The organism is Rathayibacter sp. AY1F2 (assembly GCF_002930885.1).
GTDB lineage: Bacteria > Actinomycetota > Actinomycetes > Actinomycetales > Microbacteriaceae > Rathayibacter.
Window position 1 is genome coordinate 90,317 of record NZ_PSVG01000001.1, and the last position, 19,936, is coordinate 110,252.

Below are 19,936 nucleotides of genomic sequence, written 5' to 3' on the forward strand. Positions count from 1 at the left end.
GTGTTGACACGTCGCGGGACGCGGGCTCAGAGCCAGCCCCACCGCTTGAAGAGCCGGTGCAGCACCACGCTCGAGGCGAGCATCGCCGCGAGCGCCGCCGGGTACCCCCACGCCACGTGCAGCTCGGGCATCACGTCGAAGTTCATGCCGTAGATGCTCGAGATCATGGTCGGCGCGAAGAAGATGGCCGCCCACGCGGAGATCCGCTTGACCTCGTCGTTCTGCTGGTTGCCCACCTCCGCGAGCTTCTTCATGTCCTCGTTCTGGCGCTGGGCGACGAGGGTCGCGTTCACCGCCAGGATCTCCCGCAGCGTGGTGCGGAAGCCGTCGACCCGCTCGGTGACGAGCGCGACGTGGTCGGCGACGTCGCGGATGTAGCGGCGCAGCTCCACATCCGACTGGAACACCTCGAAGTCGGTGACGAGCCGCCCGAGCATGCCGGTCAGCGGAGCGACCGCACGCTGGAAGTCCAGCACCTCCTGGCTGAGCTCGTAGATGCGTCGGGACACCGCCGGGTCGCCCTCGAAGACCTGCGCCTCGATCTCGTCGATGTCGTTCTCGAGACCGGCGACGACGGGCGAGTACTGATCCACGACGGCGTCGAGGATCGCGTACAGCACGGCGACCGGGCCGACGCGCAGCAGCTCCGGATCGGCCTCCATCCGCCGCCGCACCAGCGAGAGGTCGGGCTTCTCGGAGTGGCGGACCGTGACGACGAAGTTCGACCCCACGAACAGGTGGAGCTCGCCGAAGTCGACCTCCTCGCGCTGGTCGGAGTAGCTGGCGGCGCGCAGCACCACGAACATGTCGCTGCCGTACCGCTCGAGCTTGGGCCTCTGGTGCGCGCTGATCGCGTCCTCGAGGGCGAGCGGGTGCATCGAGAACTCGTCCTCGAGCGCGGCGAGCTCGGCCGCGTTCGGCCGGTACAGCCCGATCCACGCCATCGCGTCGGGCAGCTTCTGCAGGGCGGCGAGCGCCTCCGGGATGCTGCCGGGTGAGACGACCCGGCGGCCGTCCTGGTAGATCGCGTTGTCGACCGTGCTGGTGCGGGCCGGCTCGTCGTCCGGGCGCAGACGCTGGATGGGAGCGGTGTCCTCGGCGGCGGCGCGGGTGCGCGAGCCCAGACCCAGGATCGTCGCGGGGACGCGGGGCAGCTTCACGACCATCTCCTCTGCTCGACCGACGCCCTATTGTGCACCTCCCGGTGAACGGGAGGTGTCCGCTGCGCCGCCGGTGTCGGAGGGCCTCACTAGCCTGGAGTCGCTCCCCCGGACGACGCAGAGGAAGGACGACCGTGAAGCTGCTGCACACCTCGGACTGGCACATCGGCCGCTCCTTCCACGGGCACTCCACGACGGCGGCGCTCGCGACCGTGCTCGAGGCCCTGGTCGAGACGGTGCGGGCCGAGCGCGTGGACGCGGTGCTGATCGCCGGCGACGTCTTCGACTCCGCCGTGCCCGCCGCGGAGCACTACACCCTCCTCACCCGCACCCTCGAGGCGATCCGCGCGGCCGGCGCCGAGGTCGTCCTCACCAGCGGCAACCACGACTCCCCCGCCCGGCTCGGCTTCCAGGCGGGGCTCCTTCGCGGAGCGGGCGTCCACGTCCTCACCGACCCCGAGGCGTACGCCGAGCCGGTCGTGCTGCGCGACGCGTCCGGGCTCGAGGTCGGCGTCCACGGCATCCCCTTCCTCGAGCCCGCCCTCTACCGCCACCGGCACCCGGAGGAGCAGCTGCGCCGCCACGAGGACGTGCTCGCCTTCGCGATGGCGCGGGTGCGCGTCGCCGCCGAGGCGGCGGGCCGTCCCTGGGTCGTGCTCGCGCACTGCTTCGCGGTCGGAGCCCCGGCCGCGGTCCTCGAGCGCGACATCACGGCGGGCGGGCTCGACTACGTCTCGGTCGAGCACTTCGCCGCGGCCGACTACGCGGCGCTCGGGCACATCCACGGACGCGCCGAGCTGCTGCCGGGAGTGCGCTACTCCGGAGCGCCGCTGCACTACTCGTTCGGCGAGGCGTCGAAGCCGCGCGGCGCCTGGCTGGTGACGATCGGGCCCGAGGGGCTCGAGGGCGTCGAGTGGTCGCCGCTCCCCGTGCCGAGGAGGCTCAGCGTGATCGAGGGCGAGCTCCAGCAGCTGCTGCGCGATCCCTCCCTGGCCGAGGTGGAGGGCGACTGGGTCTCGGCGGTGCTCACCGATCCCGTGCGCCCGCTCGAAGCGATGGCGCGCCTGCAGTCGCGCTTCCCCGGCTGCGCCACGCTCGAGCACCGACCCCCGCACGCCGCGGCCGAGCCGCGCGCGTACGCCGAGCGGATCCGCGGGCGGAGCGACGTGGAGGTCGTCGACGACTTCCTCGCCCACGTCCGCGGCGGTCACGGCGCCACGGAGACCGAGCGCGCCCTCACCCTCGACGCGCTCGCGGCCGTCGAGGCCGAGGCTCTGCGGTGAGGATCCACCGACTCGCCTTCGCCGGACTCGGACCGTTCCGCGCCGAGCAGTGCGTCGACTTCGACCGGCTCGAGGACGTGGGCGTATACCTCATCGCCGGGCGCACCGGAGCGGGCAAGTCGACGATCCTCGACGCGATCGCGTTCGCGCTCTACGGCTCGGTCCCCCGCTTCGACGGCACCGCCTCGCGCCTGCGGAGCGACCACAGCGGCCCCGAGGACGAGACCTTCGCCGAGCTCGACTTCGAGGCGGCGGGGCGCGTCTACCGCGTCCGGCGCTCGCCCGAGTACGAGCGGCCGAAACGGCGCGGCACCGGCACCACGACCCAGCCGGCGAAGGTCGAGCTGCTGGAGCAGGTCGACGGCACCTGGGTCGGGCTCTCGTCGAGCGCGAAGGAGGTGGGCGCCGACATCGGCCGGATCGTCGGCCTGACGAAGGACCAGTTCCTCCAGGTGATCCTGCTGGCGCAGAACCGCTTCCACGAGTTCCTGCTCGCGAAGAACGACGACCGGCAGCGGCTCCTGCGCACGCTCTTCGCGACCGAGCGCTTCGATCTGCTCCGCCGCCGCCTGCTCGAGCAGCGCGACGCGAGCGCCGTCGGGCTCGAGGAGGAGCGCGCGGCCGTGACGGCGCTCGCGGACGAGGCCGTCCGGCTCCTCGATGACGGAGCCGAGCCGCCCCTGCCGGACGCCGCCTGGTTCGCCGGGCTGCCGGCGCGGCTCGCCGCTCCGCTCGAGGCGGCCCGGGCCGGCTCCGCCGCGGCCGACGCGGCGCACGAGGCCGCGGGCACCGCTCTCGACGAGGCACGGCGCATCGCACGGGGCCAGGAGCGGCGCCGGCGCGCCCTCATCGAGGCGGAGGAGCTCGTGGTCGCCGAGTCGCACGTCGAGCAGCAGCGGGCCGCGATCGAGCGCGCGCGCCGGGCCGACGGCGTGCTGCCGCTGCTCCGCTCCGCCCGGGCAGCCGCCGAGAAGGAGCGGGCCGCCCGGCAGCAGCGCGACCTCGCCGCCGACGCCTACGGGGACGCGTCCGGGGGCCCGGCCGCCGAGACGGCCGAACGGCTCGCCGCTGTCCTCGGCGCCCTCGCCGAGGCGCTGGCAGAGGAGCGCCGGCTCCCCGACGCGGAGCGCGTCACCGAGCGGTCCGCACGCGCCGAGCAGGCGGCGGCGACCGCGCTCGCGGGGATCGAGGCGGAGCTGCGCGAGCTGCCCGCCCACGTCGACGCGCTCGCCGCCGAGGAGGAGTCCCTGGCCGGGGAGGCCGCCGCTGTCCCCACGCGCGTCGACGAGCTCGCCGCGCTCGAGCGGAGGATCGCCGCGGCCCTCGAGCGCGATCTCACTGCGGCGGGTCTGCAGCGGCTCGGCACGGCCTACGCCGACGCGGCGCGCGTCCACGGCGAGCGCGCCACGGAGCAGGCCGCCCTGATCGCGCGCCGGTTCGCCGGGTTCGCCGGGGAGCTCGCCGAGCGGCTGGAGCCGGGCGAGCCCTGCCCCGTCTGCGGCTCGTGCGAGCACCCCCGCCCGGCCGAGCACGACGGCCCGACGACGGTCGGCACCGACGACCTCGACCGGGCCCGCGTCGCGGTGGAGCGCGCCGCCGCCGCCCTCGACGGCGCCCGCGAGCGCGAGGGAGCCGCGGCTCGGGCTCTCGCGGCGCTCGAGGAGCGTGTGGGCGAGGACGCGGATCCGGAGTCGCTCCGCCCGGCGCACGAGGAGCGGCTCGCCTCGGCGCGCCGCGCCGCCGCCCGCATGGAGGAGCTGCGGCGCGAGCGCATCCGGCTGCGCACCCGGATCGACGCTCTCACGACCGGGCGGGACGCCGCTCGCGAGGAGCACCGCGCCCGCGCCGACGAGTCCGCCCTCGCCGCTGAAGCGCTGCGGCTGCTGCGGGAGCGCGTCGAGGCCTTCCGCGACGGCGCGACGAGCGTCGCCTCGCGCGTCGAGCAGCTGAACGCCCAGCGCCGTCGTGCCGTCGCCCTGGTCGAAGCCGAGGAGGCGGCCGTCTCGCGGTCCGAGGCCGCCGCCGCCGCCCGGGAGGAGCTCGCCGAGGTCCTCGCCGAGCGCGGCTTCACGACCGCCGAGGAGGCCGAGTCGGCCGCGCTGGCCAGCGGGGACCGGGCGCGGGCCGAGGCCGTCGTCGCCGAGCACGAGCGACGGCGGAGCGCGACGGAGGCGGTGCTCGCCGACCCGGAGCTCCGCGGACTGCCGGGCACGGCCGTCGACCTCGCCGACGCCGAGGGGCGCTCGCGCGAGGCCTCCGCCCGTCGCGACGAGGCGCGAGCCGGCCTCTCCGTGCTCGAGCACCGCTCGGAGCGCCTGGCCGAGCTCGCCGCGACGGCCGCGGGCCGCCTCGCGGTGCTGGGTGAGCGCCTCCGCCGCCACGAGGAGCTGCGCGCGCTGGCCGAGACCGTCTCCGGCCGGGGGCAGAACACGCGCCGGATGGACCTCGAGGCCTTCGCCCTCGCCGGACGTCTGGAGGAGATCGTGACCGCGGCGAACCTCCGCCTCGACGCGATGACCAGCGGCCGCTACGCGCTCGCCCACGACGACTCGCTCGCCTACCGCGGCGCCGCCTCCGGCCTCGGGATCGACGTGCTCGACGCCTTCACCGGCGTCCGCCGGCAGCCCGCCTCGCTCTCCGGCGGCGAGACGTTCCTCGCCTCGCTCGCCCTCGCCCTCGGCCTCGCCGACGTGGTGACGGCGCAGTCCGGCGGCATCTCGCTCGAGACCATGTTCATCGACGAGGGCTTCGGCTCGCTCGATGCCGAGACGCTCGAGACGGCGCTCAGCACGCTCGACGAGCTGCGGTCGGGCGGTCGGACGATCGGCCTGATCAGCCATGTCGACGCGATGCGCGAGCGGCTGCCGATCGGCCTCCGCGTCGCGGTGGGGCCGCGCGGCGACTCGACGATCCTCACCGGCTGAGCGGCCGCTCCCGGGCGAAGGGGCGACGACGTCCCGCTGGCTCCTCTCGCACTGCAGCAGCGAGCGCGCCCGCGCCCGCTGCTAGGGTCGTGCGCAGTGACACGGGGTGCCCGCCAGGGCTGAGAGAAGACCCGTTGAACCTGATCTAGTTCGTACTAGCGAAGGGATGTCGCGAATGAGCATTCGCACGCCTGTCCACCCGACCCTCCCCGCCGACACGGCGCCCGACCCGGCGTCCGTGGGTCGCGATCTCGCCGAGCTCCGCGCCGCCGGGCCCCTGGTGCAGTGCATCACGAACGCGGTCGTCACCGGCTTCACCGCCAACAGCCTCCTGGCCCTCGGCGCCAGCCCGGCGATGTGCGACCTGCCCGGCGAGGCGGGCGTCTTCGCGGGCCTCGCCTCGGCCGTGCTCGTCAACCTCGGCACGCCCGGAGCGGAGCAGCGCGAGGGTGCTCGCGAGGCGGTCGCCGCGGCCGGACGCGCCGACACCCCGTGGGTGCTCGATCCGGTCGCCGTGGGCCCGCTGCCCGTCCGCACCGCTCTGGCGGTGGAGCTGCTCGAGGCGCGGCCCGCGATCATCCGCGGCAACGCCTCCGAGATCCTCGCCCTCGCGGGAGCCGGTGCGGGCGGCCGCGGCGTGGACGCCGTCGACACCGCCGAGCAGGCGCTCGACTCCGCCCGCGTCCTCGCCCGCCGCACCGGAGGCGTGGTCGCCGTCTCGGGAGCGGTCGACCTCGTCACCGACGGCGAGCGGGTCGTCCGGGTCACGGGCGGCCACCCGCTGCTGACCCGCGTGACCGGCGGCGGCTGCGCGCTCGGCGCCGTGATGGCGGCGTTCCTCGGCGCGGGCGCCCGCCCGCTCGACGCGGCCGTCAGCGCTTCCGCGGTCTGGGGCCTCGCCGCCGAGCGGGCCGCCGTAGCGAGCAGCGGTCCCGGGTCCTTCGCCGTCGGCCTCCTCGACGCCCTCGCTGCCCTCCAGCCGGCCGACGCCGAGGCCGGGGCGCGGATCGCATGAGCCTCGACCTCTCGCTCCACCTCGTCACGGACACCGCTCAGTGCGGTCCGCGCGGCGTGCCCGCCGTGGTCGCCGCCGCCGTCCGGGGCGGAGTCACGACCGTGCAGATCCGCGATCACGACGCCTCCGCCGCCGAGCTCGTCGCCCTGACCCGGGCCGTCGCCGCCGTCCTCGACGAGCGCACGACCCTGCTGGTCGACGACCGCGTCGACGTCGCCCTCGCCGCCCGCCTCGCGGGCGCCCGCGTCCACGGCGTCCACCTCGGGCAGTCCGACCTCCCCGTCACCGCCGCCCGCTCGCTGCTCGGACCCGACGCGGTGATCGGGCTCACCGCGAACACCCCCGAGCACCTCGCCGCCGTCCGCGCCCTGCCCGCGGGGACGGTCGACTACCTCGGCGTCGGCGTCATCCGGCCCACCGCGACCAAGCCCGACCACCCCGCTCCCCTCGGTGTCGACGGGTTCGCCGCCCTCGCCGCGGCCACGGCGCTGCCCTGCGTCGCCATCGGCGGAGTCGGAGCCGCGGACGCGGGGCCACTCCGCCTCGCCGGTGCGGCCGGGCTCGCGGTCGTGTCGGCGCTCTGCACGGCCGCCGACCCAGCAGCGGCCGCCCGCCTGATCCGAGCGGAGTGGGACCGGTGACCACCGGCGCCCGCGTCCCCCGTGTCCTCAGCATCGCCGGCACCGATCCGACCGGCGGTGCCGGCGTCCAGGCCGACCTCAAGTCGATCGGCGCGCTCGGCGGCTACGGCATGGCGGTCGTCACCGCGCTCGTCGCGCAGAACACGCACGGGGTCCGCTCCGTGCACCTGCCGCCCGCCGCGTTCCTCCGCGAGCAGCTCGACGCGGTGAGCGACGACGTCACGATCGACGCGGTGAAGATCGGGATGCTCGCCACGGCCGAGTACGCCGGAGTCGTCGCCGAGTGGCTCGACGAGGTCCGCCCGCCCGTCGTGGTCGTGGATCCGGTGATGGTCGCGACCAGCGGTCACCGGCTGCTCGCTCCCGAAGCCGAGGACGCCGTGCGCGACCTGCTCCGCCGCGCCGACCTGGTGACGCCGAACCTCCCCGAGCTGGGCGTGCTGGCCGGAGAGCCGACCGCCTCCGACTGGCCGGCCGCGCTCGCGCAGGGAGCGGCACTCGCCCGCGCCCTCGACGCCGCCGTGCTGGTGAAGGGCGGCCACCTCGACGGCCCCGCCACCCCGGACGCGATCGTCACCCCCGACGGCCTCGTGCGCGAGGTCCCCGGCGAGCGCGTCGCCACCTCGAACACGCACGGCACCGGGTGCTCGCTCTCGTCCGCGATGGCGACGCTCCTGGCCGGGCGCGACGCCTCCGCCGACGCCCTGGTCGAGGCGCTGACGGAGGCCAAGGAGTGGCTGACCGGCGCCCTGCGCGCCGCCGACGCCCTGGAGGTCGGCACCGGCAACGGCCCGATCGACCACTTCCACCGGCAACGTCCTCCGGAGTTCTGCGCGGACGTCTGGGAGCGGACCCGGACCCTCCGCGACGAGATCGACGCGCTCCCGTTCGTGCGGGCCCTCGGCGACGGCTCCCTCGGGCGGGAGGACTTCGAGTGGTACCTCGAGCAGGACGCTCTCTACCTCACCGAGTACGCCCGCGTCCTGGCCGTGGCGGCGCAGCGCGCGCCGACCACCGCCGAGCAGGTCTTCTGGGCCGAGGGCTCGGCGTCCGCCCTCGCGGCGGAGGCGCAGCTGCACCGCGACCGGCTCGGGACCAGGGACGCGGCTCCCGCGCCCGTCACCCGCGGCTACACCGACCACCTGCTCGCGGTCGCCGCGCGGGGCGGCTACGGCGAGATCGTCGCCGCCCTGCTCCCCTGCTTCTGGCTCTACGCCGACGTCGGGTCGCGCCTCGCCGCCTCCGGGCACCCCGAGCACCCCTACGCGGACTGGCTGCTCACCTACGGCGACCCGGTCTTCGCGGCGGCCACCGAGCGGGCGATCGAGTTCACGGAGCAGGCCGCCCGCGACGCCTCACCGAGGCAGCGCGCCGCGATGAGGGACGCGTTCCTGCGGTCGAGTTCGTTCGAGAAGGACTTCTTCGCCGCACCGCTCGCCCGGACCGGCTGAGCTCTCAGCCGGCCCGGTCGGGTGCGCTCAGCCGATCGCCTCGCGCAGGACGTGCATGAGGGCGTCCAGCTGCACCGTGTCGGCCGAGACCGTCTCGGCGTCCGCGCCGTCGAGCGCGCGGGCGGCGAGACCGGCCTTGGCGTCGATGAGCTCGGCGATCTTCGCGTCGATCGTGTGCGCCGCGATGATCCGCCACGCCGTCACCGGCTCCTCCTGGCCGATGCGGTGCACGCGGTCGATCGCCTGCGTCTGCTCGGCCGACGTCCACGACAGCTCGGCGAGCACCACGTTGGACGACGCCTGCAGGTTCACGCCGACTCCCGCCGCGGTGAGCGAGCAGACGGCGACCGAGACGTCGGGGTCCTCGTTGAAGGCATCGATCTGCGTCTGGCGGAACGCCGCGGTCTGGTCTCCCCGAATCGAGACGGACGTGAGCTCGCGCTTCTCGAACGTGTCCTCCGCCTGGTCCATCACGTCGATGTGCTTCGCGAAGAAGACGACCTTGCCCACCGAGCGGGCCAGCTGCGAGGCGTAGTCGGCGGCCAGCGCCGCCTTGGCCTGGCCGATCCGGCGCACCATGGTGAAGACGTTCTCGCCGGTCTTGGCCGACTTCGACTCCTCGAGCTCGCTCTGCGCCACGATGCGGATGAACCGCTCGCGCTCGTCGTCGTCGAGCTCGTGCGTGATCGAGGAGGTGACCGCCCTGAAGCGCTGCAGCATGCGGGCGCCGAGCTCGCGCTCGGCCTTCTGGATGGAGCGGCCGAGGTCGTCGTCCAGCTCGACGGGCAGATCGACGATCCGCTTCGACGGCAGGTCGGCGGCGACGTCGATCTTCTTGCGCCGGACGATGCCGAGGTCGATCACGGCCTCGCGCGCCTCCGGGTAGAAGCCCGTGTCGGCGGGGGTGAGGCCCGTCTCCTCGAGGCGGCCCATCAGCTCCGGTCCCGGCTTGGTCTCGTCGATCCAGCCGAGGAAGCGCCAGATGGCGCGGAAGTCGTCGACGTCGTTGATCAGCGGGGTGCCGGTCAGCGCGATCATCAGCGGATCGTGCCCCGGAGTGGTCTCGCGGATCCTCGACGCCAGCGCGAGCACGCTCTGCGAGCGCTGCGAGCGGAGGTTCTTGATGAAGTGCGCCTCGTCGACGACCATGCCGCGGAAGCCCAGGCTCCCGAGCCAGCCGATGTGCCGGTCGAGGATGTCGTAGTTGACGATGACGACGTCGGCGAACGCGTCGAGCGTGCCGCCGTCTCCGTGGATCACCGTGGCGCGCCGCTGCGGCGTCCAGTGCTCCACCTCGCGCGCCCAGTTCATCTTGACCACGTTCGGCACCACCGCGAGCAGCGGGTACGCCCCGACCACCGAGGCGGCGAGGAGGCTCTGCGCGGTCTTGCCCAGACCCGGCTCGTCGGCGAGCAGGAAGCTGCGGTGCCCCTCGCGGGCGCTCTCGATGAAGCGCGCCTGGTGCGGCATCAGCTCGCGGCCGCGCGGCGAGACCCGGTCGAGCTTCGGCGGCTCCGGGAGCTCCATGCTCGCGGCCCGTCCGCCCGCTCCGTACTCGAACGCCTTGAAGAGCGGCCCGAGCAGCTCCCAGTCGTCGAGCCTGCGACGCGGCGCCGGAGCGGAGGCCTCGGCGATCGAGAAGTCCGGCGGGAGGAAGGGGTTCGCCAGCTGCCGGGCGCGCACCGACTGCGGCACGACCTGGTTGACCGGCACCTCGGGCTTGGGCTCCGGCTCGGTCACGATGAGCAGCTCGTCGGGGCTGAGCTCCGCGCCCGCCTCGAGCAGCCAGTCGCGGCGGAGCTTCTGCGCGGCCGCCGTGACGCCGGCCTCCGATTCGAGCAGCGCGATCAGGCTGGTGTCGCGGGCGGCCGTCTTGGCCAGGATCGTGGCGATGCCGTCGAGGCGCTTCATCTCCTCGGCGCGCTGCGCGTCGCTGAGCGAGGGATCGACCTTGACCCGCTTGCGCTCCTCGCGCATCAGGAGGGCGATCACCAGGAACTTCGTCCGGTTGGTCGGTCCGACCTTGCCGGTCTGGGCCTTCGCCTCCACCTCGCGGACGCGGCGGGCGAGGATCGGGATGATCCCCGCGTTGTCCACGCCGCGCGAGCGCGATCGGGGTCGGCTCCCGGCGGCGTTCGACGCTCGTCGCGTCTGACCGGACTGACGCTGGCCGCTGCGAGCCATGCTCCTCCTCGATGTGTGACGGGGGGCGGAGGAGGGGTTCCCGCGCGCTGCCGTCGCCGTGCATCCGCCGGATCGCCTCCGGAGAGGCGTCGGGCGTCGGTGCATCCGGTGGCCGTCGGGAGCTCCGAGCAACGGGTCTGGGACCCGGTCGCAGCATCCCCGGCGTGCGGGTGCGCCGCCAGTCTACTCCTCGGGGCGGTCCGGTCGGCGCTCCGCCGCGCGGACGGTCGCGCTCGTCGTCATTCCGGAGTCGGGACGCGGATGACGAGGCCCGCCGCCACGAAGACGCCGACCGCGGCGAGGCTCAGCGAGGACCAGATCGCGTCCGGGAAGGCGAACGGCAGCACCGGGTTCCACAGCACGAGCACCGGGACGAGCCCGATCAGCCAGAGGAGTGCGCGCGCCTGGATCGCGAACCAGCCGATGACCGCCGCGAGGATCGCGACCGGGTAGCGGATGAAGTCGTAGGCGTCGGAGCCGACGAGGGCGAGCCCGGCCAGCAGCACGATCGCGCCGAGGATCCCGGGCGCGAGCGCCATGCGGGCGCGGTCGCGCGAGGGGTAGCGGGCGGCGGTCGCGCGGGACGGCTTGCGGGTGCTCACCCCTCGATCGTAGGCGCGCATACCCCGCCCGGGTACCGCCTGCGGCGCGTAGGCTGGAGGAGTGATCGAGGACCTCAAGAAGCGCTCGCTGCACCGTGCCCGGATCCTGGGCGGCCAGATGCGCGGCCTCGAGCGGATGATCGAGAACGAGGACTACTGCGTCGACATCGTCACGCAGTCCCTCGCGATCCAGAAGTCGCTCGGCTCGCTCAACAAGCTCATCGTCGAGAACCACCTCCGCACGCACATCACCGCGATGTTCGAGGAGGGCGGAGACGCCCGCGAGGCGGCGATCGCCGAGCTCGTGAAGATCTTCGAGCTCTCCAACAACCGCTCGTGACCGCCGGCCTCGTCGCCGCGGCGCGGGTGCGCCCGCTGCTGCTCGACGGGGGCCTGGGCACGGAGCTGGAGGCGCAGGGCGCCGCGGTGGACTCCTCGCTCTGGAGCGCCCGGGTCCTGCTGGAGGAGCCCGGCCGGGTCGTCGCCGCGCACCGCGCCTTCGCCGAGGCGGGCGCCCGGGTCGCGGTGACCGCGAGCTACCAGGTGTCCGCGAGCGGATTCGCGGCCGCGGGCCTGGCCCCGGGCCTCGCGGAGCGCGCCCTCCGGGAGAGCGTCGACCTGGCCCGGCGCGCGCAGAGCGGCTGGGTCGCCGCCTCCGTCGGCCCTTTCGGTGCGAGCCTCGGCGACGGCTCCGAGTACCGCGGCGACGACGGCCTCACCGTCGGCGAGCTCGCCGCCTGGCACCGCCCGCGCCTGGAGACCCTGGCCGCGGCCGGGCCCGACCTGCTCGCCGTTGAGACCATCCCGTCGGTGCGGGAGGTGCGGGCCGTCGTGAAGGCCCTCGCGGGCTCCTCGGTCCCCGCCTGGATCTGCGTGAGCGGTCGTTCGGGCCGCACCGCGTCCGGCGAGCCCCTGGCCGAGGCGCTCGCCGTCGCCGCCGCCTCCGAGGAGGTCGTCGGCGTGGGAGTGAACTGCTGCCCGCCCGGCGACGTCGCCGAGGCGGTCCGCATCGCCCGCTCCGTCACCGGCAAGCTGGTCGTCGTGTACCCGAACAGCGGCGAGGAGTGGGACGCCGTCGAGCGTCGCTGGGCAGGCGACGCGGCCTTCGACCCTGCGCTGGTCGCCTCCTGGCGCGCGGCGGGAGCGGATCTGATCGGCGGCTGCTGCCGCGTGGGACCTGCGGCGATCGCTGCCCTCGGACGAAGCCTTAAGGAGGAGTCGTGACCACCCTGAGAGCCGTGCGCGGCGACCTCACCCGCGAGCACGTCGACGCGATCGTGAACGCGGCGAACTCGTCGCTCCTCGGCGGCGGCGGCGTCGACGGCGCGATCCACCGCGCGGGCGGACCAAAGATCCTCGCCGAGTGCCGCCGGCTCCGCGGGACCGAGCTGCCGGACGGTCTCCCCGCCGGCTCCGCGGTCGCCACGACCGCCGGCCGCCTCCCCGCCCGCTGGGTCGTGCACACCGTCGGTCCCGTCCACTCGCGGTCGGAGGACCGCAGCGCCGTCCTCGCCTCGGCCTACCGCGAGTCGGTGCGCACCGCCGTCGGTCTCGGTGCGCGGACGCTCGCCTTCCCGGCCGTCTCGGCGGGCGTCTACGGCTGGCCGATGGACGACGCGGCGCGCATCGCGGTGGAGACGGTCCGCGAGGCGACCGCGGACGGCGCACTCGACGAGGTCCGGTTCGTCCTCTTCTCCGCGGACGCCCTCGCGGCCTTCGAGGCCGCCCTGGCCGCGGAATGACGGAAGGGGAGCCGACCCTGCGTTCGACTCCCCCTCCACGGTGCTGCGCTAGGCCGTCTTCGGCCGCGCGAACTCGTCGTAGGGCAGCGTGATCGGGCGGGTCCGCGGAGGCATCCGCACGACCGCCTCGAGCGCCGGGCCCAGTGCCTCGCGCCAGGCGCGGTAGCCGTCCTCGTTGAGGTGCAGGCCGTCCGGCGAGTACTGCTCGAGCAGCCCGCCGTCCTCGCCCGCGAGCACCGGCCACAGGTCGAGGTAGCCCGCGTGCGCCGTGGGCGCGAACTGCCACAGGTGGCGGTTGATCTCGCGGATCTGCGGCGCGAACTCGTGTCCGCGCGGCAGGACCGAGGTCACCAGGATGCGCACGTCCGGGAGGTCGCGCCGGAACGTCGCGACGATCGTCTCGATGTTGCGCACGACGTGCTCCGTCGTGCGGTGCCAGGCGAGGTCGTTGGTGCCGATCAGCAGCACCACCGTGTCCGGCTCCTGCGCGACCAGCTCGGCGAGCCGCGCGACGACGTCCGCCGTGGTGGCCCCTCCGACTCCCTCGTCGACGACCGTCGACTCCGTCAGCCACTCGCCCCAGGCTCCCGCCTGGATGATGCTGTCCCCGATGAAGAGGACCTTCCCCAGCTGGAGTCCGCGCCCCGCGTCCGTACTCGACCGTTCGCTCATCGTGCTCCTCTCGTCGGCGTCCCGGGCGGCCTCGCCGCCGCCGGACCCCTCCATTGTCACCGCTGCACCCGGCGCCCGCCAGGGGAGCGCTCGTCGCCGGAGTCCGGCAGGTCGGCCGCGGTGGCCGTGATGCGGTTGGCCATGCCGTTGAAGATGATGCCGTGGAAGGGCAGGATCGCGAACCAGTAGAGCCTGCCCGCGAGGCCCTGCGGGAAGAAGACCGCGCGCTGCGTGTAGACCGAGCCGCCGTCTCCGGAGGGCTCGGCGCGCATCTCGAGCCAGGCCCCGCCGGGCACCTTCATCTCGGCGCGCAGGCGCAGGAGCTTCGGCCGCTCGATCTCCTCGACGCGCCAGAAGTCGAGGGCGTCGCCGGCGTGCAGGCGCGCGGAGTCGCGGCGCCCGCGCTGCAGGCCCACTCCCCCGACGAGGCGGTCCATCCAGCCGCGGATCACCCATGCGAGCGGGAAGGAGTACCAGCCGTTGGTGCCGCCGATGCCCTCGATGACGCGCCAGAGCTTGGCCGGGTCGGCCTGGGTGCGGCGCTCCTTGAGGTCCACGTAGACCGTGTGGCCGGCCCACTCCGGGTCGCTCGGCAGCGGATCGCTGGGAGCGCCGACGACCTCCGCGTTCTGCCAGCTCGTCTCGATCTCGCCCGCCTGCATCTTTCCCAGCGCGAGCCGGACGGCGCGGCGGTAGGAGGTCAGCCCGCCCTCGGGATCGGGGATGAGCGCGCGGATGTCCTGCTCGTGCACGACGCAGTCGTACTGCAGCGAGGCGATGATGGGCACCGCGAGCGAGCGCGGGATCGGCGTGACCAGGTTGACCCACTGCGAGGCCAGCCACGGGGTGAACACCGGCAGGGACGCGATCGGCCGCTGCGGGAGCCCGGCCTCGACCGCGTAGCCGTTCATCATCTGGCCGTAGCGGAGCACGTCGGGCCCGCCGATGTCGAAGGTGCGGTTGAGCGTGGCGTCCTCGAGCGACGCGGAGCCGATCAGGTAGTGCAGCACGTCGCGCACGGCGATCGGCTGGATGAAGTTGCGCACCCACTGCGGCGCGGGCATGTACGGCAGCACGTCGGTGAGGTGGCGCACCATCTCGAACGAGGTCGACCCGGAGCCGATGATCACGCCCGCCTGCAGGGCGATCGTCGGCACTCCCGACTCCATCAGGATCCGGCCCACCTCAGCGCGCGAGCGGAGGTGCTTCGAGAGCTCCTGGCCCTCGGGGTGCAGGCCGCCGAGGTAGACGATGCGGCCGACGCCGGCCGACCTCGCGGCCGTGGCGACGTTCTGCGCGGCGCGGCTCTCGACCTCCTCGAAGTGGGCGTGGTCGTTGCCCGAGCCCATCGAGTGGACGAGGTAGTAGAGGACGTCGACGCCCTCGACCGCGGCCTCCAGCGACTCCGGATCGCCGAGATCGCCCTGGGCGACCTCGACCTCCTCCGCCCACGGCACGTCGACCAGCTTGCGCGGGTCGCGCACCAGGACGCGCACCCGGAAGCCCGCCTCGAGGAGGCGCGGCGTCAGCCGGCCGCCGATGTAGCCGGTCGCGCCGGTGACGAGCGCGAGGGGGCGCGCCGAGTCGGAGGGGGTTTCGCTCATGCGGCCACGGTACGCCGATGGCCCCGGGACCTCTCCCGCTGGTGCGGGCCCGCGGCCCCTGCTAGGCGGCGGCCGGCATCCCGCTCAGTCGATGCCGAGGACCTCGCGGACCTGCACCACGTCGTGGTTCATCTGGCGGATGAGGGGCTCGACGCCCTCGTAGGCGACCTGGCCGCGGATCCGGCCGACGAACGCCACGTCGACCACGCGGTCGTAGAGGTCGAGGGTGTCGAGCGTCTGATCGAGCACGTACGCCTCGACCTGCTTGGGCGGCACCCCGACGAAGGTGGGGTTGCTGCCGACCGAGATCGCGGCGGGATGCGTGACGCCGTCGGTGGTGAGCCGGCCCGCGTAGACGCCGTCGGCCGGGATCAGGCCCTGCGACTGCGGCGAGAGGTTCGCGGTCGGGAAGCCCAGCTCGCGGCCGCGCTTCGCTCCGTGCACGACCACGCCGCGGACGACGGGCTCGTGCCCGAGCAGGCGCGTCGCGTGCTCCACGTCGCCCTCGGCCAGCAGCTCGCGGATCCAGGTGGAGGAGACGCGGCGCCCGTCCTCGGGCCGCACGTCGTCGATCAGCTCCACCTCGAATCCGTGCTGCCCGCCGAGCACGCGCAGCAGGTCGACGTCGCCCGCTCCCCGGGCGCCGAAGCGGAAGTCGGAGCCGACGAGGACCACGCGGGCCTCGAGCGCCTCCACCAGCACCTGCTCGACGAACTGCTCGGGCGAGAGCGCCCGGAACGCCTCGTCGAAGGTGAGCAGCAGCGTCGCGTCCACGCCGGTCCCGGCGAGGAGCTCGAGCTTCTGCTCGTTGCCGACCAGGACGGGCGGGCACTTCTCCGGCGCGATCACGCTGAGCGGATTGCGGTCGAAGGTGACGACGACGGCGGCGAGCCCCTGCTCGCGGGCCCGCTCGTGCAGCCGGCCGATGACGGCCCGATGCCCGGAGTGGACGCCGTCGAACTTGCCGATCGTGACGGCGGAGGGTCCGATCCCGGCCAGGTCGCCGGGGCGGGTCTCGACGCGCATCAGGCGGCCGCCCGGGCCGTGCGCCGCCCCTGCACGCGGAGCCACCAGAGACCGAGCACGGGCAGGACGAGCGGGATGAGCAGGTAGCCGGCGCCGAAGGCCGCCCACACCGTCGACTGGCGCCCGAACGGGTCGGCGCTCGCGAGCCCGAGGAGCTGCGGAGCGAGGAGGCTGAGCGCGCCGACCACGAGCACGCCCACCAGCTCGAAGGTGATCGTCACCCACGCGACCCGCTGCCAGGCGCGGCCCGGGACGATCAGGGCGACCGTCGCGACGATGTACACGACGGCCGAGAGCGCCGAGAGCGAGAACGCCAGCGGCGCCTCGTCGAACCGGTCGATGATCTGGAAGACGGAGCGCCCCGTCGCGGCGAGCGCGAGGATCCCGTAGACCACGACCAGGAGGCTGCCGATCCCGCGCGAGCGGGCGGAACGGGTCGGCTCTCCGCTCCCGGGGGCTGAGGGGACTGAGGGGTCGTGAGCGGCCCGTCCGGACGCATCGCTGGCTGGTTTCGACATCGCACGTCCATGCTAGGCGCTCGCCGGGCCGGGCCCGGTGGCGGGCCCGATCAGGCGCTCTGGAAGAACCAGATCTGGTGCATCCGGTAGACCATGACCGCGATCGAGAGGCAGGCGACGCCCAGGATCACGGTGCTCCAGCGGCTCCGCTCGATGAGCGCCCAGAACCCGGCAGCGAGCGGCAGGAGCAGCGCCGAGATCAGGTAGATGTAGTACTCCGGCAGGCTCCCCGACGGGCGGTTGCCGACCAGCGGCGACACGATCGCGACCGCCAGCTGGACGATCAGCAGCAGCTCGACGATCGCCGTCGCGCCGACCGAGACGTCCGAGGGACGGCGGGCGAGCAGCCCGAGCACGAGGCAGAGCAGGCCGGCCGCGACGGCGATCCCCACCTGGAGGATCGTGAACCACTCGATCACGAGGCGGCCGTCCGCAGGTCCTCGGTCGGGAAGTTGACGACGCTCTTGAGCTGGGTGCCGCGCCGCTCGGCGAGGCCGATCAGCCGCTCCCCCGGGCCGACCGCGGCGAGGAGGCCCTTCGCGCCCGCCACCGCCTCCGGGGCCGGGATGCGCTTGCCGTTTGCGAGATCGCCCGCCTCCTGGGCGTCGAGGCGCAGCAGGGGGAACAGCTCGCCCGCCACGAGCGTCGGCGGCAGGAGCGCGGCGGGGACGTCGAGCTCGTCGATCTCGCCGGCCTGGGCCACGGAGAAGGGGCCGACCGCGGTGCGCCGCAGCGCGGTCAGGTGGCCGCCGACTCCGAGGGACGCGCCCAGGTCGCGGGCGAGCGCGCGGATGTAGGTGCCGGAGGAGCAGGTGACGCGCACGTCCAGGTCGAGGAACCCCTCGACCGGGCGGCTCGCCAGGACGGCGAACTCCGAGACGGTCACGGGGCGGGAGGCGAGCACGACCTCCTCGCCGTCGCGGGCGCGGGCGTAGGCGCGGCGGCCGTCCACCTTGATCGCGCTGACCGTGCTCGGGACCTGCTCGATCGCTCCGGTGAGGGCCGCGATCGCGTCGGACACCGACTCCGGGGCGAGGGCCGCGACGAGGGCGGGCTCCGCCGAGGCGAGCACCTCGCCCTCCTGGTCGTCGGTGGTGGTGGAGGAGCCCAGCCGGATCGTCGCCTCGTACTGCTTGTCGAGGCCGACGAGGTAGGTGAGCAGGCGCGTCGAGGGGCCGAGACCGAGGATCATCAGCCCGGTCGCCATCGGATCGAGCGTCCCCGCATGGCCGACCTTGCGGGTCCCCGCGCGGCGGCGGGTCCGCGAGACGAGGTCGTGGCTGGTGATGCCGCCGGGCTTGTCCAGCAGGAGGATCCCGTTCGGAGCCGGGGCGGGGGTCTCGAGCACGGGTGCGAGGATACACGGACGGATCGGGAGTACCCCCGGGGTGGAGCCGGAGCCCTCGCCCGCCCGTCCTAGGCTGTCCGGATGAGGATCGCAGTACTCGGAGCAGGCGCCGTCGGCGGCACCATCGCCGCCCTTCTCGACCGCGCCGGGCACGACGTCGAGGTCACCGCCCGAGGCGACCACCTCACCGCGATCCGCCGGTCGGGGATCCGGCTCGACGGGGCGTGGGGCGAGCACACCGCCTGGGTCCGCTGCGGCGAGTCCCTCGACCTGGTGCCCGATCTCGCCTTCGTCTGCACGAAAGCGCAGGACGCCGAGGACGCGCTGCGCACCAACCGCCGCACGGTCGACGGCACCCTCGTCGTCGTCGTCCAGAACGGACTGGACGGGCTCACCGCGGCGGCCCGGCAGGTGCGCGACGCCCGGCTCGTGGGTGCTCTCGCCCTCTTCGCCGCGAGCCACCTCGAACCCGGCCGCGTCACCGTCACGGCTCCTGCCACGACCACGCTCGGCGTCCCCGGCCGCCCGGCCGACGACGACGTGCGACGGGCCGCCGCCGTGCTCGGCGAGGCGGTCCCCACCGCCGTCACCGACGACTTCACCGGAGCGCAGTGGACGAAGCTGCTGATCAACGAGGTCAACGCCCTGCCCGCGATCACCGGGCTCTCGGTCCAGGAGACGATCGACGATCCGGGGCTGCGGCGCGTCCTCGCCCGGTCGATGCGCGAGGCCGCCCGGACGGGCTTCGCGTCTGGCGTCCGCTTCGGCTCGCTGCAGGGACTCTCGAACACGTCCGTCCGCGCCCTGGCCGCCGCTCCCCTGCCCCTGGTCGAGCTGCTCCCCCGCCGGATGGCCGCGCGGATGGGCGAGGTGCCGAACCCCGGGTCGACGCTGCAGAGCGTCCGCCGCGGAGTGCCGAGCGAGATCGACCACCTGGCCGGGGCCGTGGTCCGCACCGCTCACCGCGGCGGGCGCGAGGCACCGGTCAACCAGCTGCTGGTCGACCTGGTGCACGAGGTCGAGGGGGCGGGCGCCTTCGTGCCGCCGGCGGAGGTCGTGCGCCGCGCCGCCCTGGTCTGAGCCCGCGGCCCTGTCGGACGGACGCCGCCCGCGGCGGCGGCCTCCGTCCCGAGGCTCAGCAGGAGTCGGCGAAGAGGCGCCGGGGCTGCTCCGGATCGCGGACGTCGACGAGGATCCCCGCCAGCCGGCGCGGGTCCGTCGTGGCGCGGTACGCCGCGTCCACCGGCGGCTCCTGCGTGTCGAGGCGGATGCTGGTGCTCCACGCTCCGCGCAGCTCCGGCCGGAGGACGAACTCGCCGTCGACGAGCAGCACCGCGTCGCGGCCGGCGGTCCGCCAGCGCGCCTGCCGCGCCTCGTCGCGCACTGCGTCGAAGCCCGCCAGCACGAACCCGGTGCTGCCGCCGAGGGTGAACGGATCGAGCAGCACGCGGCGCAGGAGCTCGTAGTCGTACCCGGCCGCGTAGGAGCGCTGCTCGTCGGGCACGGCGGGGTCGTCCCGATCGGCGCGGGGACGTCGGAAGTCGGCGAGGTGCGCGACGATCGCGTCCTTGCCGGCCCGGCGGAGCGCCTCCGCGAGGTCGACCGCGAACGCCGCGCTCACCGCGGGGTCGTCGCCGTCGATCCCGACCTTGACCCGTCCGCGCCCGTAGTTGTGCAGCACCTCCGCCGCGAGAGCGTCGAGCACATCGGCCTTCTGCGGAGCCCACCTGGTCATCCGCCCACGATACGCGCCGCCGCCTAGTGTG

General features: G+C 74.4%; 19 protein-coding genes and 1 riboswitch. Of the genes, 9 read left to right on the plus strand and 10 right to left on the minus strand.

Translation table 11 applies throughout. The annotated features are described in order from the left end of the window. Positions 1–26: 26 nt before the first annotated feature. Positions 27–1,166, minus strand: a complete 1,140-nt coding sequence (locus C5C54_RS00400) for a magnesium and cobalt transport protein CorA (RefSeq protein ID WP_104223070.1) — start codon at positions 1,164–1,166, stop codon at positions 27–29. A gap of 128 nt (positions 1,167–1,294) precedes the next feature. Between C5C54_RS00400 and C5C54_RS00405 the strand changes: the two genes are divergently transcribed. The 5 genes from C5C54_RS00405 to thiD all read left to right on the plus strand — a co-directional run bounded on the left by C5C54_RS00405 (position 1,295) and on the right by thiD (position 8,474). Further along, on the plus strand, positions 1,295–2,443 hold the full coding sequence (locus tag C5C54_RS00405; RefSeq protein ID WP_104287577.1) for an exonuclease SbcCD subunit D: 1,149 nt from the start codon (positions 1,295–1,297) through the stop codon (positions 2,441–2,443). Beyond that, a complete protein-coding gene (locus tag C5C54_RS00410; protein WP_104287578.1) occupies positions 2,440–5,367 on the plus strand; it encodes an AAA family ATPase in 2,928 nt (975 codons plus the stop codon). The genes C5C54_RS00405 and C5C54_RS00410 overlap by 4 nt, the downstream gene beginning before the upstream one ends. 92 nt (positions 5,368–5,459) lie before the next feature. Further along, positions 5,460–5,551, plus strand: a riboswitch (TPP riboswitch). Further along, complete coding sequence (thiM, locus tag C5C54_RS00415; protein WP_104287579.1) at positions 5,543–6,382, plus strand: hydroxyethylthiazole kinase; 840 nt, start codon at positions 5,543–5,545, stop codon at positions 6,380–6,382. It overlaps the preceding riboswitch by 9 nt. After that, positions 6,379–7,023, plus strand: coding sequence for a thiamine phosphate synthase (gene thiE / locus C5C54_RS00420; RefSeq protein WP_104237880.1), 645 nt, complete (start codon positions 6,379–6,381; stop codon positions 7,021–7,023). Before thiM ends, thiE begins: the two co-directional genes overlap by 4 nt. Continuing rightward, the gene (gene thiD, locus C5C54_RS00425; RefSeq protein ID WP_104287669.1) at positions 7,020–8,474 is read left to right on the plus strand and encodes a bifunctional hydroxymethylpyrimidine kinase/phosphomethylpyrimidine kinase; all 1,455 of its coding nucleotides are present in this window, start codon (positions 7,020–7,022) and stop codon (positions 8,472–8,474) included. The genes thiE and thiD overlap by 4 nt, the downstream gene beginning before the upstream one ends. 27 nt (positions 8,475–8,501) lie before the next feature. Here the strand turns inward: thiD and C5C54_RS00430 are convergent, their stop codons facing one another. Both C5C54_RS00430 and C5C54_RS00435 read right to left on the minus strand, forming a co-directional pair. Then, positions 8,502–10,658: a DEAD/DEAH box helicase gene (locus C5C54_RS00430; RefSeq protein ID WP_104287580.1), complete on the minus strand. Its 2,157-nt coding sequence runs from the start codon at positions 10,656–10,658 to the stop codon at positions 8,502–8,504. Positions 10,659–10,897: 239 nt separating this feature from the next. Further along, positions 10,898–11,260 carry a DUF6804 family protein gene (locus C5C54_RS00435; protein WP_244229446.1) on the minus strand — a complete coding sequence of 121 codons (363 nt, stop codon included), beginning with the start codon at positions 11,258–11,260 and terminating at the stop codon, positions 10,898–10,900. A 61-nt stretch (positions 11,261–11,321) separates the two neighbouring features. Here C5C54_RS00435 and C5C54_RS00440 point away from each other — a divergent pair, with 61 nt between their 5' ends. From C5C54_RS00440 to C5C54_RS00450, 3 genes are read left to right on the plus strand one after another with little or no spacing between them, the layout of a single operon-like run. Beyond that, positions 11,322–11,600, plus strand: a complete 279-nt coding sequence (locus tag C5C54_RS00440) for a metal-sensitive transcriptional regulator (protein ID WP_104223062.1) — start codon at positions 11,322–11,324, stop codon at positions 11,598–11,600. Beyond that, the gene (gene mmuM, locus C5C54_RS00445) at positions 11,597–12,484 is read left to right on the plus strand and encodes a homocysteine S-methyltransferase (protein WP_104287581.1); all 888 of its coding nucleotides are present in this window, start codon (positions 11,597–11,599) and stop codon (positions 12,482–12,484) included. The genes C5C54_RS00440 and mmuM overlap by 4 nt, the downstream gene beginning before the upstream one ends. After that, entirely contained in the window at positions 12,481–13,002 is a 522-nt protein-coding gene (locus tag C5C54_RS00450; RefSeq protein WP_104287582.1) for an O-acetyl-ADP-ribose deacetylase, read from the plus strand. Before mmuM ends, C5C54_RS00450 begins: the two co-directional genes overlap by 4 nt. A gap of 48 nt (positions 13,003–13,050) precedes the next feature. On the opposite strand, the gene C5C54_RS00455 is transcribed toward C5C54_RS00450, so the two are convergent. The 6 genes from C5C54_RS00455 to truB form a co-directional block, all read right to left on the minus strand. Next, positions 13,051–13,674 (minus strand): GDSL-type esterase/lipase family protein, encoded by a 624-nt coding sequence (locus tag C5C54_RS00455; RefSeq protein WP_104225671.1) that lies wholly within the window; start codon positions 13,672–13,674, stop codon positions 13,051–13,053. Positions 13,675–13,730: 56 nt separating this feature from the next. Continuing rightward, on the minus strand, positions 13,731–15,278 hold the full coding sequence (locus C5C54_RS00460) for an SDR family oxidoreductase (protein ID WP_104233790.1): 1,548 nt from the start codon (positions 15,276–15,278) through the stop codon (positions 13,731–13,733). Positions 15,279–15,362: 84 nt separating this feature from the next. Then, entirely contained in the window at positions 15,363–16,304 is a 942-nt protein-coding gene (locus C5C54_RS00465; protein WP_104225670.1) for a bifunctional riboflavin kinase/FAD synthetase, read from the minus strand. Then, positions 16,304–16,822 carry a hypothetical protein gene (locus C5C54_RS00470; RefSeq protein WP_244229447.1) on the minus strand — a complete coding sequence of 173 codons (519 nt, stop codon included), beginning with the start codon at positions 16,820–16,822 and terminating at the stop codon, positions 16,304–16,306. The genes C5C54_RS00465 and C5C54_RS00470 overlap by 1 nt, the downstream gene beginning before the upstream one ends. A 50-nt stretch (positions 16,823–16,872) precedes the next feature. Further along, the gene (locus C5C54_RS00475; protein WP_104223058.1) at positions 16,873–17,241 is read right to left on the minus strand and encodes a hypothetical protein; all 369 of its coding nucleotides are present in this window, start codon (positions 17,239–17,241) and stop codon (positions 16,873–16,875) included. Continuing rightward, entirely contained in the window at positions 17,238–18,170 is a 933-nt protein-coding gene (truB, locus tag C5C54_RS00480; RefSeq protein ID WP_104223057.1) for a tRNA pseudouridine(55) synthase TruB, read from the minus strand. Before truB ends, C5C54_RS00475 begins: the two co-directional genes overlap by 4 nt. An 81-nt stretch (positions 18,171–18,251) precedes the next feature. On the opposite strand from truB, the gene C5C54_RS00485 reads away from it, so the two are divergent. Next, a complete protein-coding gene (locus tag C5C54_RS00485; RefSeq protein WP_104260222.1) occupies positions 18,252–19,250 on the plus strand; it encodes a ketopantoate reductase family protein in 999 nt (332 codons plus the stop codon). A 55-nt stretch (positions 19,251–19,305) separates the two neighbouring features. On the opposite strand, the gene C5C54_RS00490 is transcribed toward C5C54_RS00485, so the two are convergent. Next, positions 19,306–19,905 carry a hypothetical protein gene (locus tag C5C54_RS00490; RefSeq protein ID WP_146078760.1) on the minus strand — a complete coding sequence of 200 codons (600 nt, stop codon included), beginning with the start codon at positions 19,903–19,905 and terminating at the stop codon, positions 19,306–19,308. Positions 19,906–19,936 lie beyond the last annotated feature (31 nt).